15 protein-coding genes are annotated in these 17,383 nt (G+C 42.7%); all 15 read right to left on the reverse strand.

Annotated features, from left to right (window positions below; translation table 11 throughout):
- Positions 1-5 precede the first annotated feature (5 nt).
- The 15 genes from tpiA to AC25CA_RS11370 all read right to left on the reverse strand — a co-directional run bounded on the left by tpiA (position 6) and on the right by AC25CA_RS11370 (position 17,364).
- The gene (tpiA, locus tag AC25CA_RS11300; protein ID WP_486813929.1) at positions 6-752 is read right to left on the reverse strand and encodes a triose-phosphate isomerase; all 747 of its coding nucleotides are present in this window, start codon (positions 750-752) and stop codon (positions 6-8) included.
- Between the two features lie 10 nt (positions 753-762).
- Positions 763-1,950 (reverse strand): phosphoglycerate kinase, encoded by a 1,188-nt coding sequence (locus AC25CA_RS11305; RefSeq protein WP_486816602.1) that lies wholly within the window; start codon positions 1,948-1,950, stop codon positions 763-765.
- 106 nt (positions 1,951-2,056) lie between these two features.
- Positions 2,057-3,070: a type I glyceraldehyde-3-phosphate dehydrogenase gene (gene gap, locus AC25CA_RS11310; RefSeq protein WP_486813930.1), complete on the reverse strand. Its 1,014-nt coding sequence runs from the start codon at positions 3,068-3,070 to the stop codon at positions 2,057-2,059.
- Positions 3,071-3,120: 50 nt separating this feature from the next.
- A complete protein-coding gene (locus AC25CA_RS11315; protein ID WP_486813931.1) occupies positions 3,121-4,149 on the reverse strand; it encodes a sugar-binding transcriptional regulator in 1,029 nt (342 codons plus the stop codon).
- A 167-nt stretch (positions 4,150-4,316) separates the two neighbouring features.
- Positions 4,317-5,675 carry an RNA polymerase factor sigma-54 gene (rpoN, locus tag AC25CA_RS11320; RefSeq protein ID WP_486813932.1) on the reverse strand — a complete coding sequence of 453 codons (1,359 nt, stop codon included), beginning with the start codon at positions 5,673-5,675 and terminating at the stop codon, positions 4,317-4,319.
- Between the two features lie 57 nt (positions 5,676-5,732).
- On the reverse strand, positions 5,733-7,025 hold the full coding sequence (locus tag AC25CA_RS11325; protein WP_486813933.1) for an amidohydrolase family protein: 1,293 nt from the start codon (positions 7,023-7,025) through the stop codon (positions 5,733-5,735).
- Entirely contained in the window at positions 7,015-7,947 is a 933-nt protein-coding gene (locus AC25CA_RS11330; protein ID WP_486813934.1) for a nucleoside hydrolase, read from the reverse strand. The genes AC25CA_RS11325 and AC25CA_RS11330 overlap by 11 nt, the downstream gene beginning before the upstream one ends.
- Positions 7,948-8,003: 56 nt before the next feature.
- Positions 8,004-8,711 (reverse strand): purine-nucleoside phosphorylase, encoded by a 708-nt coding sequence (deoD, locus tag AC25CA_RS11335; RefSeq protein ID WP_486816603.1) that lies wholly within the window; start codon positions 8,709-8,711, stop codon positions 8,004-8,006.
- A 17-nt stretch (positions 8,712-8,728) separates the two neighbouring features.
- Positions 8,729-9,658 (reverse strand): pyrimidine-specific ribonucleoside hydrolase RihA, encoded by a 930-nt coding sequence (rihA, locus tag AC25CA_RS11340; protein ID WP_486813935.1) that lies wholly within the window; start codon positions 9,656-9,658, stop codon positions 8,729-8,731.
- Positions 9,658-10,620 carry an ABC transporter permease gene (locus AC25CA_RS11345; RefSeq protein WP_486813936.1) on the reverse strand — a complete coding sequence of 321 codons (963 nt, stop codon included), beginning with the start codon at positions 10,618-10,620 and terminating at the stop codon, positions 9,658-9,660. The genes rihA and AC25CA_RS11345 overlap by 1 nt, the downstream gene beginning before the upstream one ends.
- A gap of 1 nt (position 10,621) precedes the next feature.
- Positions 10,622-11,704, reverse strand: coding sequence for an ABC transporter permease (locus tag AC25CA_RS11350; protein ID WP_486813937.1), 1,083 nt, complete (start codon positions 11,702-11,704; stop codon positions 10,622-10,624).
- Positions 11,701-13,251, reverse strand: a complete 1,551-nt coding sequence (locus AC25CA_RS11355) for an ABC transporter ATP-binding protein (protein ID WP_486813938.1) — start codon at positions 13,249-13,251, stop codon at positions 11,701-11,703. The genes AC25CA_RS11350 and AC25CA_RS11355 overlap by 4 nt, the downstream gene beginning before the upstream one ends.
- A 193-nt stretch (positions 13,252-13,444) precedes the next feature.
- Positions 13,445-14,521 carry a BMP family ABC transporter substrate-binding protein gene (locus tag AC25CA_RS11360; RefSeq protein WP_486813939.1) on the reverse strand — a complete coding sequence of 359 codons (1,077 nt, stop codon included), beginning with the start codon at positions 14,519-14,521 and terminating at the stop codon, positions 13,445-13,447.
- A gap of 227 nt (positions 14,522-14,748) precedes the next feature.
- A complete protein-coding gene (locus tag AC25CA_RS11365; protein WP_486813940.1) occupies positions 14,749-15,678 on the reverse strand; it encodes an NAD(P)/FAD-dependent oxidoreductase in 930 nt (309 codons plus the stop codon).
- 60 nt (positions 15,679-15,738) lie between these two features.
- Positions 15,739-17,364, reverse strand: coding sequence for a Na/Pi cotransporter family protein (locus tag AC25CA_RS11370; RefSeq protein ID WP_486813941.1), 1,626 nt, complete (start codon positions 17,362-17,364; stop codon positions 15,739-15,741).
- Between the last annotated feature and the right edge of the window lie 19 nt (positions 17,365-17,383).

A 17,383-nucleotide genomic window follows, 5' to 3' on the forward strand; every position in this document is an offset into this window, starting at 1 on the left:
GCCTCCTAAAAATTAATCAATGCTGTGAAGTCATCCGCCTTCAAGCTTGCGCCGCCTACCAATGCTCCATCGATATGAGGTTGATTCATAATCTCTGTTACATTCGCGGGTTTTACGCTGCCGCCGTATTGAATACGAACCACTTCCGCAATCTCATCATTATAGATCCCAGCTACAGTATCACGAATCATTTCACACATTTCATTTGCTTGATCAGACGTTGCAGTTACACCAGTTCCAATCGCCCAAATTGGCTCGTATGCAATAACCAACTTGCTCATCTCTTCAATGCTCAAGCCTTCAATACCAGCTCTAATTTGCTCTGCAACTAAAGTTTTATGCTCGTTTGCTTCTCGTTGTGCCAAGGTTTCCCCACAACACATGATTGGCAAAAGATTATGCGCAAAAGCAGATTTTACTTTTTTATTGACAGTTTCATTCGTCTCAGCGAAATACTCTCTTCGCTCCGAATGACCAATCACAACATAGTCGATGCCCAGCTCATTTAGCATCAGGGGAGAAATCTCACCTGTATAAGCTCCGCCCTCTTCCCAATGCATGTTTTGAGCGCCGATTTTCACCTTAGAACCTGCCAAGGCTTCTTTCACTGCTGGTAGCATGACATAAGGAACACAAACAACAACTTCAACGTCGGTATTTGCCGCTTCCGCTTTAAATCCATTCACCAAAGCAACACCTTCTGCTATGGTTTTATTCATTTTCCAGTTTCCTGCAATAATTGGAATTCTCATGAGTTTCCTCCTATTTTTCATTGATCGCGTCGATTCCCGGTAAAACTTTTCCTTCGAAAAGTTCCAAAGAAGCGCCGCCGCCTGTAGAGATATGAGACATCTTATCAGCATATCCGGATTGGATCACCGCTGCCGCGCTGTCGCCGCCGCCGATAATTGTCAAGGCATCAGTTTGTGTCAAAGCTTCGGCTACAGCAAAGGTACCGCGTGCAAAGTTTGACATTTCAAATACGCCCATTGGTCCATTCCATACAACCGTTTTCGCATTGGCAATCTCTGCTTCAAAAAGTGCAATAGATGCCGCACCGATATCCAAGCCTTCCCAACCCTCTGGGATTTCATTGGATGCTACAGTTTTAAACTCAGCTTCATTGGAGAATCCAGTCGCAATCACATTGTCAACAGGTAGTAAAAGTTTTACACCCTTCTTCTCTGCTTTTGCCAATAGTGATTTCGCCAATTCTACCTTGTCCGCTTCTAGAAGTGAATTTCCTACAGTCCATCCTTTGGCTACAAAGAATGTGTAGGCCATACCACCACCAATAATCAATGTATCGACCTTATCCAATAAGTTTTCGATCACACCAATCTTGTCAGATACTTTCGCGCCACCCAAGATAGCAACAAAAGGACGTTCTGGAGCTTCCATCGTTTTACCCATTACATCAATTTCTTTTTTAACCAAGAAACCCAATGCTGAAGGCAGAAGTGATGAAACACCAACGTTCGAAGCATGTGCGCGGTGCGCAGTACCAAATGCGTCATTGACATATAAATCAGCAAGAGAAGCCAATTCCTTAGCAAACTCTTGACCGTTTTTCGTTTCTTCTTTGCGGTATCGTGTGTTTTGCAACAACAATACGTCGCCATCTTTCATTCCAGCAACCATTGTCTTTGCATTGACACCAACCACGTCTGCATCATCGGCAAACAATACGTCTTTTTTCAAGAATTCGCCCAAGCGAACCGCTACGGGTGCAAGAGTAAATTCAGGCTTCGCCTCGCCTTTTGGTCGACCCAAATGCGACATCAAGATGACTTGCGCTCCATTTTCAATTAGATATTGAATTGTTGGCAACGCGCCTTCAATACGAGCATCGTTAGTAATTGCGCCATCTTTCATCGGTACATTGAAATCGCATCGCACAAGTACTTTCTTACCCGCTACAGCTAAATCAGTAACAGATTTTTTATTCAACATGTGTGAGTCACTCCCATTCTTTTATTTTCATGGCAAAACCGGTTATGTATTTCTACATAACCGGATTCTCCAAGATGTCCTTATTATTCGATTCTTCCGTTCTCTATAGACCTTGTTTTGTCATGTAGATCGCTAGATCGATACAACGGTTTGAATATCCCCACTCATTATCGTACCATGATACGATTTTCAACATTTTGTCGCCAACCATCATTGTAGACAATCCGTCAATAATTGAAGAGTTAGGATCTTTTCTGTAGTCCATTGATACCAATGGCTCATCAGAATATGCCAAGATCCCTTTCAAGTCGCCTTCTGCCGCTTCTTTCAAAGTAGCATTAACTTCTTCTTTTGTTGTTGCTGTTTTTAATTCAAATACAATATCAACAACTGAAACTGTTGGAGTTGGAACACGCATTGCCATTCCATCAACAATTCCTTTCAATTCAGGAACAACCAAACCTACAGCTACTGCTGCGCCTGTTGATGTTGGAATAATTGATTCTGCTGCCGCACGTGCACGACGCATATCTGAATGATGTGCATCCAAGATGTTTTGATCATTTGTGTATGAATGAACAGTTGTCATCAAACCTTTTTCAACACCGAACTTGTCAACAATAACTTTTGCAAATGGTGCCAAGCAGTTTGTTGTACAAGATGCGTTTGACACGATGTTGTGTTTCGCTGCATCGTAATCTTTTTCGTTAACGCCCATTACAACAGTAATGTCTTCGCCTTTTGCTGGAGCGGAAATGATAACTTTTTTCGCGCCTGCAGTGATATGCTTGCTAGCGCCTTCAAATGTACGGAATACGCCAGTTGACTCGATTACGATATCAACTCCTAGCTCTCCCCAAGGAAGGTTCTCTGGATTTCTGTCAGAAACGACTTTGACTGTCTTGCCGTTGATCACCAAGTTGCCATCAACAACTTCTACTGTTCCGTCAAATTTACCCATCAAAGAGTCATACTTGAACAAGTGTGCTGCTGTTTCTACACCTGACATGTCGTTGATCGCTACAATCTCGATCTCCTCTACGTTGCGTTCAAATGCTGCTCGTACTACATTTCGACCGATACGGCCGAAACCATTGACACCCACTTTAATTGCCATGAATGTTGCCTCCTTATATAGACCATTTATTTGAAGTAATTGACAATCAATTACTTTCCCCCAAGTTCAATAATTCTCTTTGCAGCACCTTCGTCGATTACCAAAATAATCTCTTTTCGTAGGGCAGAAAGGCCATAAATTGCCTCTGCTTTTCCACTACCACAGGCCACTGCAATGGCGTACGGGATTCGCTGATACTCATCTAACGTAATTCCAATGGTATTAGAATCCTTAATAACTTTACCCCGTACATCAAAATAATACCCAAAAGCTTCTCCAACTGCACCCTGATCCCATAAATCTTTTTGTTCTCGATCAGAAAGCTTTCGTCTTCGCGCCATTTGATCGGCGCGGCCAATTCCAAAAAGTAAAATATTCAAAGCGTTTAAATCCGAAACCAAGTTCATAATTTCAGGCTCCTGCATTAAACTTTCTTTTGCATTGGAACTAATATTGTCTGGCACATGCAACAATCGATAGCTTCCACCAAGCTTTTCAGCAAGACGAGCCGCAATATGATTGGACTGCATTTCCATACTTCCGCCAATACCACCGCGGGCTGGTATTACCCTGGTGTTTGACAATCCCTTTTGCCGGGTCATCTCTAACATAACCTGATAGATCGTCGCGCCCCCGGTTACCCCTATTGTCATATGATCCTTCACAACATCCTTTAAGGTCACTGCCGCTGCCTTAGCCGCGTCTCGCAAGACCAAAGAATCCTGATCCCAATCACCGGGAATTACAATTACTTGTGCAATTTTTAACGTGTCTTTTACTTTCAATTCAAGGGTTTGCATCCCCCGCATATCGTGAATCATATGTTCTAGCTGCTGATATATTTCTGCCCCATAAGGCGTGATCATAACACCTGAAGACTGAATATCCACCAAACCTTGTTGCTGTAAAACCTGTATCTCAGCCCGGATGATCCGCTCACCTATCGATAAATTCGATGCAAGTGTTCGGCGTCCGATTGGCCCATGATACTTGATATTTCTCAAAATCTCAAAGCGTTTATCGAGCAGTGGCAAAATCTCCGGTACTACGACTTTCGCGAGTTTTAGAAGTGAACTCATTGCCATCCCCCTTTCGTTTTTTGGGAAAAAGCTCGTTCCAATCAATAGATGGACATTTTTTGTCCCGTAGGATCTATTCGTGTCCCACTTATACCAAAAAAAATAACCCATCCAAGGGTTATTATAATCAATATTTCCAAAAAAAACAAGTAAAATTATAAGTTTTTTTATCCGCGACGCTTTCTTTTTGCTGAAGAAAGAATTCCCATTTCCTCTCGGTATTTGGCAACCGTTCTGCGGGATACCTTGATCTCACGTTTTGCCAACTCTTCGGCAATCTTTTGATCGCTCAGGGGTTTCTTTTTATCCTCTTCTTCTGTCATCTCTCGAATCAACGCTTGCACACTTTTGGAACTGACACCGTCTTCTCCACCGCCAAGATTTGTTGTAAAGAAGTACTTCATTTCATACAAACCAACTGGGGTTTGCATATATTTTCCATTGACCACTCGGCTAACGGTAGACTCATGCACATCAGCTTCTTCCGCCACCTGTTTCATGGTCAATGGACGCAAGCCTTTGTCTCCTTCAACAAAGAATGATGCTTGCACGTCGACAATGGCGCCGGCTATTCGAATCACAGTTTGTCGCCTTTGCTCAATCATCTTCACAACCCAAAGAGCGCGATCCAAATAGGCCTTAACAAATTCAGCTTCTTCCCCGCTTTTCAACAAGGCCTGAATCTTCGGACTGACATAAAGCCGCGGCATCAAAGATTCATTGGCTCGAATCTCGTAGCCTTCATCACCTAGGGTTACATAGACGTCAGGTCGAATATAGCGGACCAATTCGTCTTCCGACGGATAAACCGATCCAGGTTTTGGATTACAGGATTGAATCAATTCTGCAATGGCTTCAATCTCATCCTCTTGCACGTTAAATTTTTTGGCGAGAATTTCATACCTGCGTTCCGCAATCAAGGCCAACTCATCTTTAACAATTTCATACACCAATGTTTGTTGAATGCCTCGTTCCCGCAATTGAAGCTCAATACATTCTGACAAATCCCTCGCCCCAACGCCAATCGGATCAAAGGATTGGATAATATACAGCATAATTTCTACTTCTTCTTCGTAAGCACGGATTTGATAGGCCAGATCGGCCATTTCCGACTTGAAATATCCCTGGGCATCAATCCGCTCAATAATCGCCTCGCCGATTCGCACCTGCTCATCTTTCAATTTTGAACAATACAATTGCTTGCGCAACAATTCTTTCAGGGTGACGATTGCAGCATGACGAGATTCGAAGGGAGAAGCGTCTTCTCCGCGTTGCTCGCTGCCAAAATTCACATAATCCGCCTGATCATTGCTTCGCAAGTATTCTTTCCAGTCCTCAACATCCAATTCGCCAGTTTCCTGTTCTACTTCTTTCATCTCCAAAAGAGGATTTGTGTCCATCTCTTGATTAATGAAATCAACCAATTGCAATTGATTGAATTGGAGTAGCTCAATGGCCTGACGCAATTGCTGTGTCATCACTAATTTTTGTTTTTGTTCTAGCTTTAATCCAAATTCCAGCTTCATCTGACTCCCCCACTTGCCCTTAGTATATCAAAGAAAGCGTGATTCCTCACGCTTTTCTCACTTGGCAAAGTGTACTTTTGCACTTCCCGTACCTCGCTCCAAAATTCCCTCTACCGATTTTCTTACACTTTTGTTAAGATCTTTTGGAATCGTACAGAGAAGGCCGTCTTCTTTGACGAATTCCCCATGAATCAACACGTGTTGAATATTTCTTGTGTCAGAAGAATAAAGGATTGCTGCTAAAGGATCATACACCGGTAATGTATGTGGTTGATCCAAATCCCAGATAATCAAATCAGCTTCATAGCCATCAGCCAAAGAACCCGTTGAAAAGCCAAAGTATTCATGCCCCTTCATCAAGTGTTGCCATAACCATTGCAAGGTAAAATTTTCAGCATTTCCTCTCAATTGCTTGCCAAACAATCCAAATAGACGAGCTTGTTCAACAACATCAAGGGTAGCAGAACTAGCTGCACCGTCGGTGCCAAAGGATAGATTCAACCGTTCGGACAAATTCCAAAGCCCACCGGTCCCCATGGCCAACTTCCCGTAGGTTTTTGGACATGCGGCAAAGTAAGTCTTGCTGCCAATCACATCTACATCGCCCTCTTCAATCCAAAGCCCGTGTCCCACAAGGACACGTTGAGAAAAGAACCCAATATTTGCCAAATAGGCAAATGGCGTACACCCGTGCGCACCCAATGATTGTTCCACCTGTTCTTTCGTCTCTGAAACGTGTAGATGAATCGACAGTCCGTTTTTTTCAGCCTCTTCCACCACTGACTCCAATTGTTCCTTAGACACCGTATAGGGCGAATGGGGGCCATAGGCAAAGTGAATACGATCGGTTGAACGTTTTTTGGCCAACTGTGTTGTCGCTTTCAACCGTGCGTCAAAATTGGGATCTGATCCAAAGAGTGTTGGCGCCATTTCAAGTCTGATCCCCGTTTCCTCTGCTGCTTCAAGAATCTCATTCTCAAAGAAATAATGCTCAGCGAAACAGGTAATTCCATGATCTAGCATTTCCGCCATGGCCAATAAAGATCCTGTTTTGGCATCAAAGGCTTCCATCTTGCTCTCATAGGGCCAGAGAATTTCATCAAACCATCGTTGAATGGCGACATCTTCTGCAATTCCCTTAAAGATATTCATGGCACCATGGGCATGCATATTAACAAAACTTGGAGAGACGTATGCCCCTTCAAGGTTTAATGTTTCACAGGCCTCCACCGATTCCTCGCCATTCATTCGTACCAGTTTCCCATCCTTGATTCCCAAGGATTGATCGTAACTGACCATTCCTGTCTCATCAATCAAATTGCAATGGGTCAAAAGGCGATCAAGCTTCATTGAGGATCATCTCCTTCATCCAGGCACGGAATTTTTCCACATTCATTCCCGTTGTGACAAATGCATTGTTGGGTTTTCCTGTCACTCGGGCAACATCGACCACTGTTTTTCCTGACGTATATTGACCTTTGGTCTCAACAGTCAAATAGAACTCATCACCCTTTAAAAGCTCTGGCACCGCTACGGAAGCCAAGGCTAATCCATCATGCATAACAGCACCTTCAATACCAAATCTTCGATTACGAGTTACCATATAATCTAAAATTTCAACCGATATCCCTGCTTTTTTTGTATCAACCGCACGTAATTCTTCCAACATTTGATCTTCAATGGTCGCAGATAAGGTTGCGTCCAAAGTCACCCAAGTTTGTGGTACGCCAGATTCCGAAACAAGCTTTGCAGCTTCAGGATCAACATGGATATTAAACTCCGTGCACGGCGTCATATTACCGCCATCAATGGCACCGCCCATAATTGTCAGGTGCTTAATCAAAGACTTTACATCCGGATAAGTCATAAAGAGATGAGCAATATTGGTTAAAGGACCAACTGCAACAAGGTGTAAGTCCCCACCTGCTATTTTTGCTTCACGGTAGATGACATCAATGGCAGATTCCGAATCAAATGCGCGATTGCTCGTTGGCAATACCACGTCTCCCATGCCATTTTCTCCATGAACTTCCTTAGCTGTATGTAGGGGTCGAATCATGGGTTCTGATTTTCCAACAGCGACTGGAACATCGTATCCCAAATAAGCCACCAGATTTAAGGTATTTACCGAGGTGTATTTCAATTCCACATTTCCAGCTACTGTTGTAATCGCTCGAATATCCAAAGCTGGACACGCAAGCCCTGTCAAAATAGCCATGGCATCATCAGTGCCAGTATCGCAGTCTAAAACTACTGGTATTCTATTCATCATATCCCCCTTAAGTATATAAATAAAGGAAAAAGGGGATTCCCTTTTTCCTTTTATCTCTATGCCAATTCCAACGCGATTTTCATCATATCGTTGAAAGTTTTTTGCCGTTCTTCCGGTGTTGTCTGCTCGTGCGTCACAATGTGATCAGAAACAGTTAAAAGCGTCAATGCATTCACGCCATATTTCGCAGCGATCGTATAAAGCGCTGCAGTTTCCATCTCAGCACAAATGACACCAAACTTGGCCCATTTTTCCCATGTAACAAGGGCATCCTCATCCCCGTAGAAAACGTCGCTTGTCAAAATATTGCCAACAACCGGCTTAACTCCTTGTTCCAGAGCGACTGTGTAAGCCTTGTTCAAAAGCTCAAAGCTAGCCGTTGGAGCAAAAGACTGACCATTGAAGCGATTCAAATTGACTGCAGAGTCCGTTGAAGCACTCATGGCGATAACCACATCGCGAAGCTTCACTTCTTCTTGCATAGCGCCGCAAGTACCGATGCGAATCATATTTTTTACGCCATAGAATTTACATAGCTCTTCTGTGTAGATGGAAATTGAAGGAATACCCATTCCCGTTCCCATAACAGAAACCCGCTTGCCTTTGTAGGTTCCTGTAAAACCTAGCATGTTACGTACAGAGTTAAACTGTACAACATCCTCAAGGAAAGTATCTGCTATATATTTTGCACGAAGAGGATCACCGGGAAGCAAAATTGTTTCCGCGATATCACCCATCTTTGCTTGATTGTGAGCTGTTGTCATCATCAATCTCCTTCTATCTAGTATTTTGAAACCAAGTTCACAATGAGATCAACAAATTTTTGACGATCCACACCGAGAAGAACTTTTACATTTTCTTCTTTGCCTGTCTGATGATTGAAGTCAACCACTGTCATTCCTGTTGTAAACTCACCCTTCGTTTCGATATCAACCGCATATTGCTTCGACTCGAAGATCTCGGGAGCAATCAAATACGCAACTGCACAGGGGTCATGTAGCGGACATCCTGGGAGTTTCCATACTTCGTCATGGAATTTCACAAAGAAATCCAAAAGCTCAGCAACAAAAATGCCAACTTTTGAGTTTAGATCGCGAATGATTTCCACTTCTTCTTTCATGATCATCGCTTTGTGTGTGACATCCAATCCAGCCATGATAATTGGCAAACCAGAATCATACACAATCTTCGCTGCTTCTGGATCGACTAGAATATTAAATTCCGCAGCCGGTGTCCAATTTCCGCCGTATGCTGCACCACCCATCAAAGAGATCTGTTGAATCTTTTCTTTTACTTCGGGATAGGCAAGAAAAAGCATGGCGATATTCGTTAAAGGACCCGTTGGAATCAGGGTGATCTTTTCATCCGATTCCATAATCACCTTGCGCATCAAATCGATGGCAGGCATTTCAAGTGGCTTTAAAGTTGCATCGGGAATAACAGGACCTTCCAGCCCGCTTTCCCCATGTACCTCGGGCGCTACTTCTAGTTCCCGAAGCAAAGGGCGCTTTGCGCCCTGTGCGACTGGAACATCAACTCCAATATAATCGAGAATATTCAATGCGTTCTTTAGGGTCTTTTCCGGTGTCTGATTTCCTGCTGATGTTGTTACTGCACGTACATCCAATCGCTCGGATGCAAAAGCCATAATCAACGCAATCGCATCATCATGTCCCGGATCACAATCCATTATGACCGGAATTTTATTCATTATTTGCCTCCCTTTGACGCAGTAGCAGCCTCAGCTTGCTTCTGACGTGCACGTTTCACATCTGATTGTTTTTTCGATGCATAAACCACCAAACCAACAATTGTAAAGATATATGGAATCATCTTTACAAACTCAGCCGGAACCGAAATTTCAGCCTCGTAGTTTGCCAATGCAGAAGCAAAACCGAAGAATAGAGAAGCAATCATCGTGCCTATTGGAGATACACCACCCATGGCTTTCGCAGCCAAGGCGATAAATCCACGGCCTGCTGTCATGTTTTGAGAGAACCAAGAAACGTATCCCATGGACATGAAAGCACCACCCAAACCAGCCATAATTCCAGAAAGAACCAAGGCTTGATATTGAATTTTCTTAACACTGATTCCAACAGACTCAGCGGCGTGGAAGTTCTCACCAACCGCACGCAAACGAAGTCCCATCGGTGTTTTAAACATAAAGAACCATGTAGCAAATACAAGTATAAAAGCAACATAGGTCAACACATTATGCCCAAATATCACAGGTCCAATAAAAGGTACTTTATCCGCTAGGCCTGTAAATAATTTTGGCAAGACACGGCTGTCGAGCGATGAGGAAATTCCCCGGTCGTTCGAAACAACAAACAAGAGGAAGACGGTCCCCCCGGCAGCCATCAGATTTAAAGCAATCGCCGACAAGATAATATCGGTTTTTAGGTTCAAAGCAAAATAGGCTAACATGAGTCCGACTAAGGCGCCAATAATAATGGCAGCCAAAAGACCGATCCAAGCGCTGTCGAACCACGCACTAAAAACAACACCCGCAAAAGCGGACCAAAGCATGGAACCTTCCAAAGCAATGTTAATTACACCTGCGCTGTCAGAAATCAAAGCACCCAAGGCAGCAAAAAGGATTGGGGTTGTTACCCGAATCACGGAATACCAAAACTCGGAGGTCCCGATAATATCAATAATACTACTCATCTTATTTAGCCTCCTTTGCCGCACTTAAATCCGCCATGGATTCTTCATAAATAATACGGTTCTTTCGTTTCGACATAAAGTGCTCTGCCGCAACCAAAATAATGACAACACCTTGAATAATTCCAACCAATTGGCTCGATACATCCGTTGATCTAGACATAATGTCTGCACCAATTCTTAAATAAGCCAAGAAGAAAGCACCAACAGGAACCAAGGCCGGGTTGTTTTTCGCTAGGATTGCAACAATGACACCATCCCAACCAAAACCAGGCAATGTTTTATACTTAAATCGAGTATACATACCCAGCATTTCAATACCGCCACCCAAGCCAGCCAAGAAACCACCGACCATTTGTGAAACGATAATCACGCGGAATACATTCATTCCTGAATATCTAGCAAAGTTTTCATTCTTACCAACCATGCGAATTTCATAACCCCATCGGGTTTTGAACATAAACAGATAAACCAAGACTACGGCTAATATCGCCAGAATCAAACCGATATGAACACGGGTTCCCGGTAAAATTCTCATCAGTTTCGCTGAATCTGGGAATTTAAAAGAAGCCATGTCACCCGCTTGCGGATCACGCAAGTGATAGTTCAAGAAATAGAAACCCAGGAACATTAAAATATAGTTCAACATCAATGATGAGACCAATACGTCGGCATTCCATTTCAATTTCAAGATTGCTGGAATCGTAGCCACAACAGCACCAATTAAACCAGCAACTAGAATTCCTACAACAGGATGAACCCCTGCAGGAAGTAAAAAGTTTGTTGCAATCCATGAAGAACCCAAAGCACCAACAAAAAATGCACCCTCAGAAATCAGGTTAAATTGATTGGCACTGAACATAACACTTACCGCAAGACCAGTAAAGAGCAATGGAATCATCAATTCGATAACATTTCCAAAATATCGGAATTTTGATATTGGACCCAACGCAAAAGCGCGAATCGCTTCAATTGGTTGCTCGCTGGTTGTTAAAATCAATATGAATGCAATGGCCAACGCCAATCCAACGGCAGCCAAAGTGCGGAGCAGTTCAAATTTGCGAAGTCGATCGAGTTTTTTGATCATTGAATGGCCCTCCCTATCTCCTCAGCTGATTGTTTTTTTAGTCCCAACATATACAAGCCAAGTTCCTCTTCTGTGATTTTTGATGCGTCAGTAAAGAAGGCCGCAATTTCCCCTTCATGCATAACGATCAATCGATCACTCAATTCCAATACTTCGTTCAAATCGGCTGAGTTCAAAAGAACGGCAGTCCCTTTTTCTCGTAGCGCAACCAATTCTTTTCGAATAAATTCAATGGCGCCGACATCAATTCCACGTGTGGGTTGATCACAGATAATGAAATCTGGTTCCACAAAGAATTCACGAGCAACAACGACCTTTTGAATATTACCACCAGAAAGCATTTTAACTGGTTGATCAGCGTTATTACATTTTATTAGATAATCCACAACCAAACGATCTGCCAGTTCATCAATTTCTTTTGATTTCTGCATCACCTTTTTGGTGTAAGTCGAATCCGTATATTTATATGACATCACATTGGCTTTTACACTTTCTGTCTCCGCAACGCCGTATACCATGCGATCTTCCGGAACATGAGAAGTGCCCATATCACGAATATCGCGAATGGATTTCCCCTTGATAGATTCACCCTTGATTTCTACATCGCCATGTTGAATTTTTTGAAGACCGGTCACTAAATCAACAATCTCTCGTTGACCATTTCCTTCAACACCAGCGATTCCCAAAATTTCTCCTTCACGCAAGTTGAAAGAAACGTTTTTCAAAGAATTTTTACCAAACTCATTCACATAAGTGACATTTTTTACATTCAGAATGTTCTTTCCTGGAGCAACTGGTTTCTTGTCAACTTTCAAAATGACATCACGCCCTACCATCAGTCGAGAGATATCCTCTTCCGATACATCGGAAACTTGATAGGTTCCAATGGTTGTACCGCGACGCATAACTGTCAAACGGTCACACAACTCTTTTACCTCATTTAATTTGTGAGAGATAAAGATAATCGTATGTCCCTTCTCTTTTAAGAACTTCAACTGCTTAAAGAGTTCTTTGGTTTCTTGTGGTGTCAATACAGCTGTCGGTTCGTCGAGGATTAATATTTTCGCCCCGCGAAATAACGCTTTTAAGATCTCCACTTTTTGCTTGGTTCCAACAGAAATATCAGAAACCTTTGCCGTTGGATCCACTTCAAAGCTATACTGCTTTGCAAGATCTGCCGTTTGCTGCTCAGCCTTCTTCGTGTCAAATTTCAGACCCTTCTTAGGCTCAACACCAAGTACAAGATTTTCAGCAACAGTCAATGACGGTACCAACATAAAATGCTGATGCACCATCCCAACCCCATGCTCAATAGCATGCTGCGGATTCGAGAAAGTAACTTCCTGCTCACGCAAGTAAACCTTCCCCTCCTGTGCTTTTTCCAAACCGAATAGGATTTTCATCAATGTAGACTTCCCGGCGCCATTCTCGCCGACCAAAGCATGAATTTCTCCCTCATCAATGGAGAAACTAATATCTTTATTCGCTACAATCCCGTTCGGGTAAACCTTCGTGATACCTTTCATGGCTAAAACTTCTTTGCCCATAACCTATCACTACCTCCACTTTCTTGATTTGCCAACTTAGCTAAACCTAATTATAACGCTTTTTCATTTCAACGAAAAGCGATTTCCCAACACAATCTTTATTGTGGGACCACGGTCCCATCCCTCTACGAATAAAAAGAGGCACATCTATTTGTTACCCAAATAGATGCACCCCCTGCTAAGTCTTTTTTGACTATTTTACTGCGTCTCTCAAGGCTGTCAACTCTTCAGTTGTCAAACCATTTGCAGATGATACAACAACCTCGCCTGCAGCGATTTTTGTTGCTAATTCATCAAGCATATCGCCATAGCCATTGTCGATAACCCATTGGCTCTTCACGTAACCAACAGCGCCTTCAGCTAGTCCCAATGCTTCAGATTCGCCATAAGGAAGTGTGCCGTCCATATGCATTTCAATTGCACGATACAATGAGTTTCCAACTTCTTTCAATGCTGAAGTTGCAATCAAATCGGCTTTCGCGTCTTCACCCATATCGCGGAACAATGCTTCTTGATCAGAGTCAACGCCGATTGCAAGCTTGTTAACTTCTGCAGCCGCATCGATTTGTCCCAAACCAGCTTGACCAGCTACGTTAAATCCAATAGCTACGCCTGACTGATATTGAGCCAATGCCATCTCTTTACCTTTTGCAGAGTCATTGAAATCGCCAATGTAAGAAATCTTAACTTGAACGTCAGATTTTACTGATTGCGCGCCTTCAATGTATCCTACCAAGAAATCATTGATAACTAGGATATCCATGCCACCCAAGAAACCGATTGGCTCATCCCCTGCTGCTGATGCTGCTACAGCGCCTGCAAGGTATGCACATTCGTTTTGCTTGTAAAGCATTGAGTAGATGTTTGGAATCTCTGGGTTAGCTACAGTATCAAAGATAATGTAGTTGTTGTCTGGGTATTGCGGTGCAATATCTTCCAACAATTCTTGCATTTGCCATGTACCAACGACAATTACATCATAACCAGCTTCTGAAGCATCAATCAAGCCTGGTTCCCATTTAGAGTTGTCAAAGCCCATCTCAATGATCTTAACTTCAACTTTACCTGCGTAATCTTCAACCAATCGGTTGAAACCAACTTCTGCAGAATCGAAGAATGAACGGTCACCCAAGTTACCGTTAATCAACAATACTACTTTTGTAACGTCTGTTTCTGTCGCTGCCGCTGGCTCATCAGAACCCGCACAACCTGTTAGCCCAAAGGAAAGTGCTAACATCAATACCAATAATAAACTAATGTACTTTTTCACAAGACTACCTCCTCTTATTCTATACGAAATACGAACAAATAAATTATACAACAGGTTGGTAGTATTTGCAAAAGCAATTCCTTTAAATAAACCGTGCAAAATTTCAGAAAATTTGACAAACAACCGATTTTCTCAATAAAAGGTTGGGAAATGAAAGCCTTTTCCCGGAACCGGTTCCATAAAAATCAAAAAACAAACACAAGAAATAAATCTTGTGTTTGTTAAATTTAGTAATTTTCTTCTATGAATTTTTCCGCTTCCACCGCCGCAATCGCTCCATCGTTGGTTGCAGTAACAACTTGACGAAGCGTTTTTACACGACAATCGCCTGCAGCAAATACCCCCGGCACATTGGTTTTCATCAATTCATCGGTTGGAATATAGCCGCGTTCCATGTTAATCTTGCCCTCAAATGGTTTCGTGTCGGGAAGATACCCCGCAAAAATGAAAACACCAAATGTCATATCGCCTTCATCCGGACTCACCCTTGTTACTTGGCCTGTTTTTGTATCGGTCACTTCGATCGCACCCAAAAGACCTTGCCCTTCAAATTTTGTAATCGCTGAATTCCACATAATATCAATCTTATCATTGGCAAAGATTTTATCTTGAATCGATTTCGCTGCCCGTAACTCACCACGCCTAACAATCATCGTCACTTTTTTCGCGAACTTAGTCAAAAAAATTGACTCCTCACAAGCCGTGTCACCACCGCCAACTGTATAGATGTCCAATCCAGAGAAAAAAGCACCGTCACAAGTCGCACAGTAGCCCACGCCTTTTCCCGTAAACTCTGCCTCACCAGGAGCGTTCAACTTCCGAGGCTGCGCACCTACCGCCAATATCACTGTTTTAGCCTGGTAGGTTTCCTTATCACCCTCGATCACCTTAATGCCATCTTCTACGCGTAATCCTTTAACGCTTTCAATTCGAATTTCAGCGCCAAAGCTTTTCGCTTGTTCTTCCATCCTCGCAACTAAAGCTGGACCCGTGGCATCAGGAATAGATCCTGGCATATTGGCAACATCCGCCGTTTGAGAAATTAAGCCACCAACCCCTTCTTTTTCTAGAATAAGAGTCTTCATATTGGCTCTTGCTGCATAGAGTCCCGCTGTCAATCCCGCAGGACCGGCACCAATAATAATTACATCATACATCTACAATTCCTCCTTATACAAAAAGGCATAAAATATTCTTTATGCCTTTCCCTTTTTTATTTATGCAACTGTGTGTTCATTGTCGTCAACTAGTGATGCGATATTCATGGCATGATCAGAAACTCGCTCCAAGTTGCTGATGATTTCTAAGAAAATAATACCCGCCCGCGGTTCACAAGTGCCTTTATTTAAGCGACTAATATGCGCCTTGCGGTACTCTTTTTCTAATTGATCGACCTGTGCCTCTACAATCTCAACCTGTTCCATCAAGGATCGATCGACGGTCTTAATCGCATCTAAAGACGTACGATAAGTCATGAAGACCATATCATAGATATGTTTCAATTCCTTTTGCGCAGATTCAGAGAAGTTAACCTCATAGTCGATGCGATATTGTGCCAATTCAGCAATATTCTCTGCATGATCGCCAACCCGCTCGATATCGGTAATCGCATTCATCAAAGCTTGAATTCGTATCTGTGACTGGTCCGATACCGATTGCCTAGAAAGATCAATTAAATAAGTCGTTATATCATGATTTAAATTATTGATGGTCTTTTCATTTTCCAAAACCAAACTAATCTTCTCCGCATTCGCTTCTTGTACCGCTTCTACAGAAAGACCTAAATTGTCACGGACAATTTTTCCCATGCGCAAAACTTCTTTTCCTGCTAGGCCAAGCGCAATCTCTGGTGTTTCTTCAATGATACGTCGATCCAAGTATTTGACCGTTTTGAATTGATATTCATCATCTCGAATGGGTATAAGTCGTTCCGCTGCCTTAACAAACAAAACAGAAAATGGCAACAACAACAAAGTGTTAGCAACATTAAATAGCGTATGGGCATTGGCAATCTGTCGTTGAACATCTCCAACCGACAAACTCGTGATCCACTCGGTAATCGGCAAGACATACAAGAGAACCATAAAGAGAATCGTTCCAATAATATTAAACAATAAATGCATCAAAGCAGCGCGCCTAGCCGTTCGACTTGCACCTACCGATGAAATCATTGCAGTTACCGTGGTTCCAATATTCTGACCGAACAAGATCGGAAAAGCCGCATCCAATCCCAAAACTCCCGTAGAAGCAACGGCAAGCAAGATACCTGTTGTAGCCGATGAAGACTGCACAATGGCAGTAATCACGAAACCAACTAAAATTCCCATAAATGGATTGGACAAGCTTGTAATCATCTGCGTAAATGCCGGCGTTGATGATAAAGGCTTTAAAACACTCGACATGGTTGCCATTCCTAAGAATAAAATACCAAATCCAATTAGAACTTCAGCAATTTCTTGATTTTGTCGTTTCTTAGATGCCAATTGCATGGCAACCCCTATGGCAATAACAAAGGGTGCAATATCCGTTAGTTTAAAGGCTACCAATTGTGCGGTAATCGTTGTACCAATATTGGCACCCATAATTACCCCAATGGCTTGATAGAGACTCATTAATCCAGCGTTTACAAATCCGACAACCATAACGGTAGTCGCAGAAGAACTCTGAATTAGCATGGTTACAACCGCACCGACAACAACGCCAATATATTTATTGGTTGTTAATGCGCCAATCATTTGCTTCAGGCGATTGCCTGCTGCCTTCTGCAAACCGTTGCCCATCATGTTCATTCCGAACAAAAATAGACCCAGGCCACCTAAGACTCCTGCAAGTATGCTAAACATAATTGTTAATCCACCTCAT

It is taken from the genome of Gottschalkiaceae bacterium SANA (genome assembly GCA_036323355.1).
Classification (GTDB): Bacteria; Bacillota; Clostridia; order Tissierellales; family GPF-1; genus GPF-1.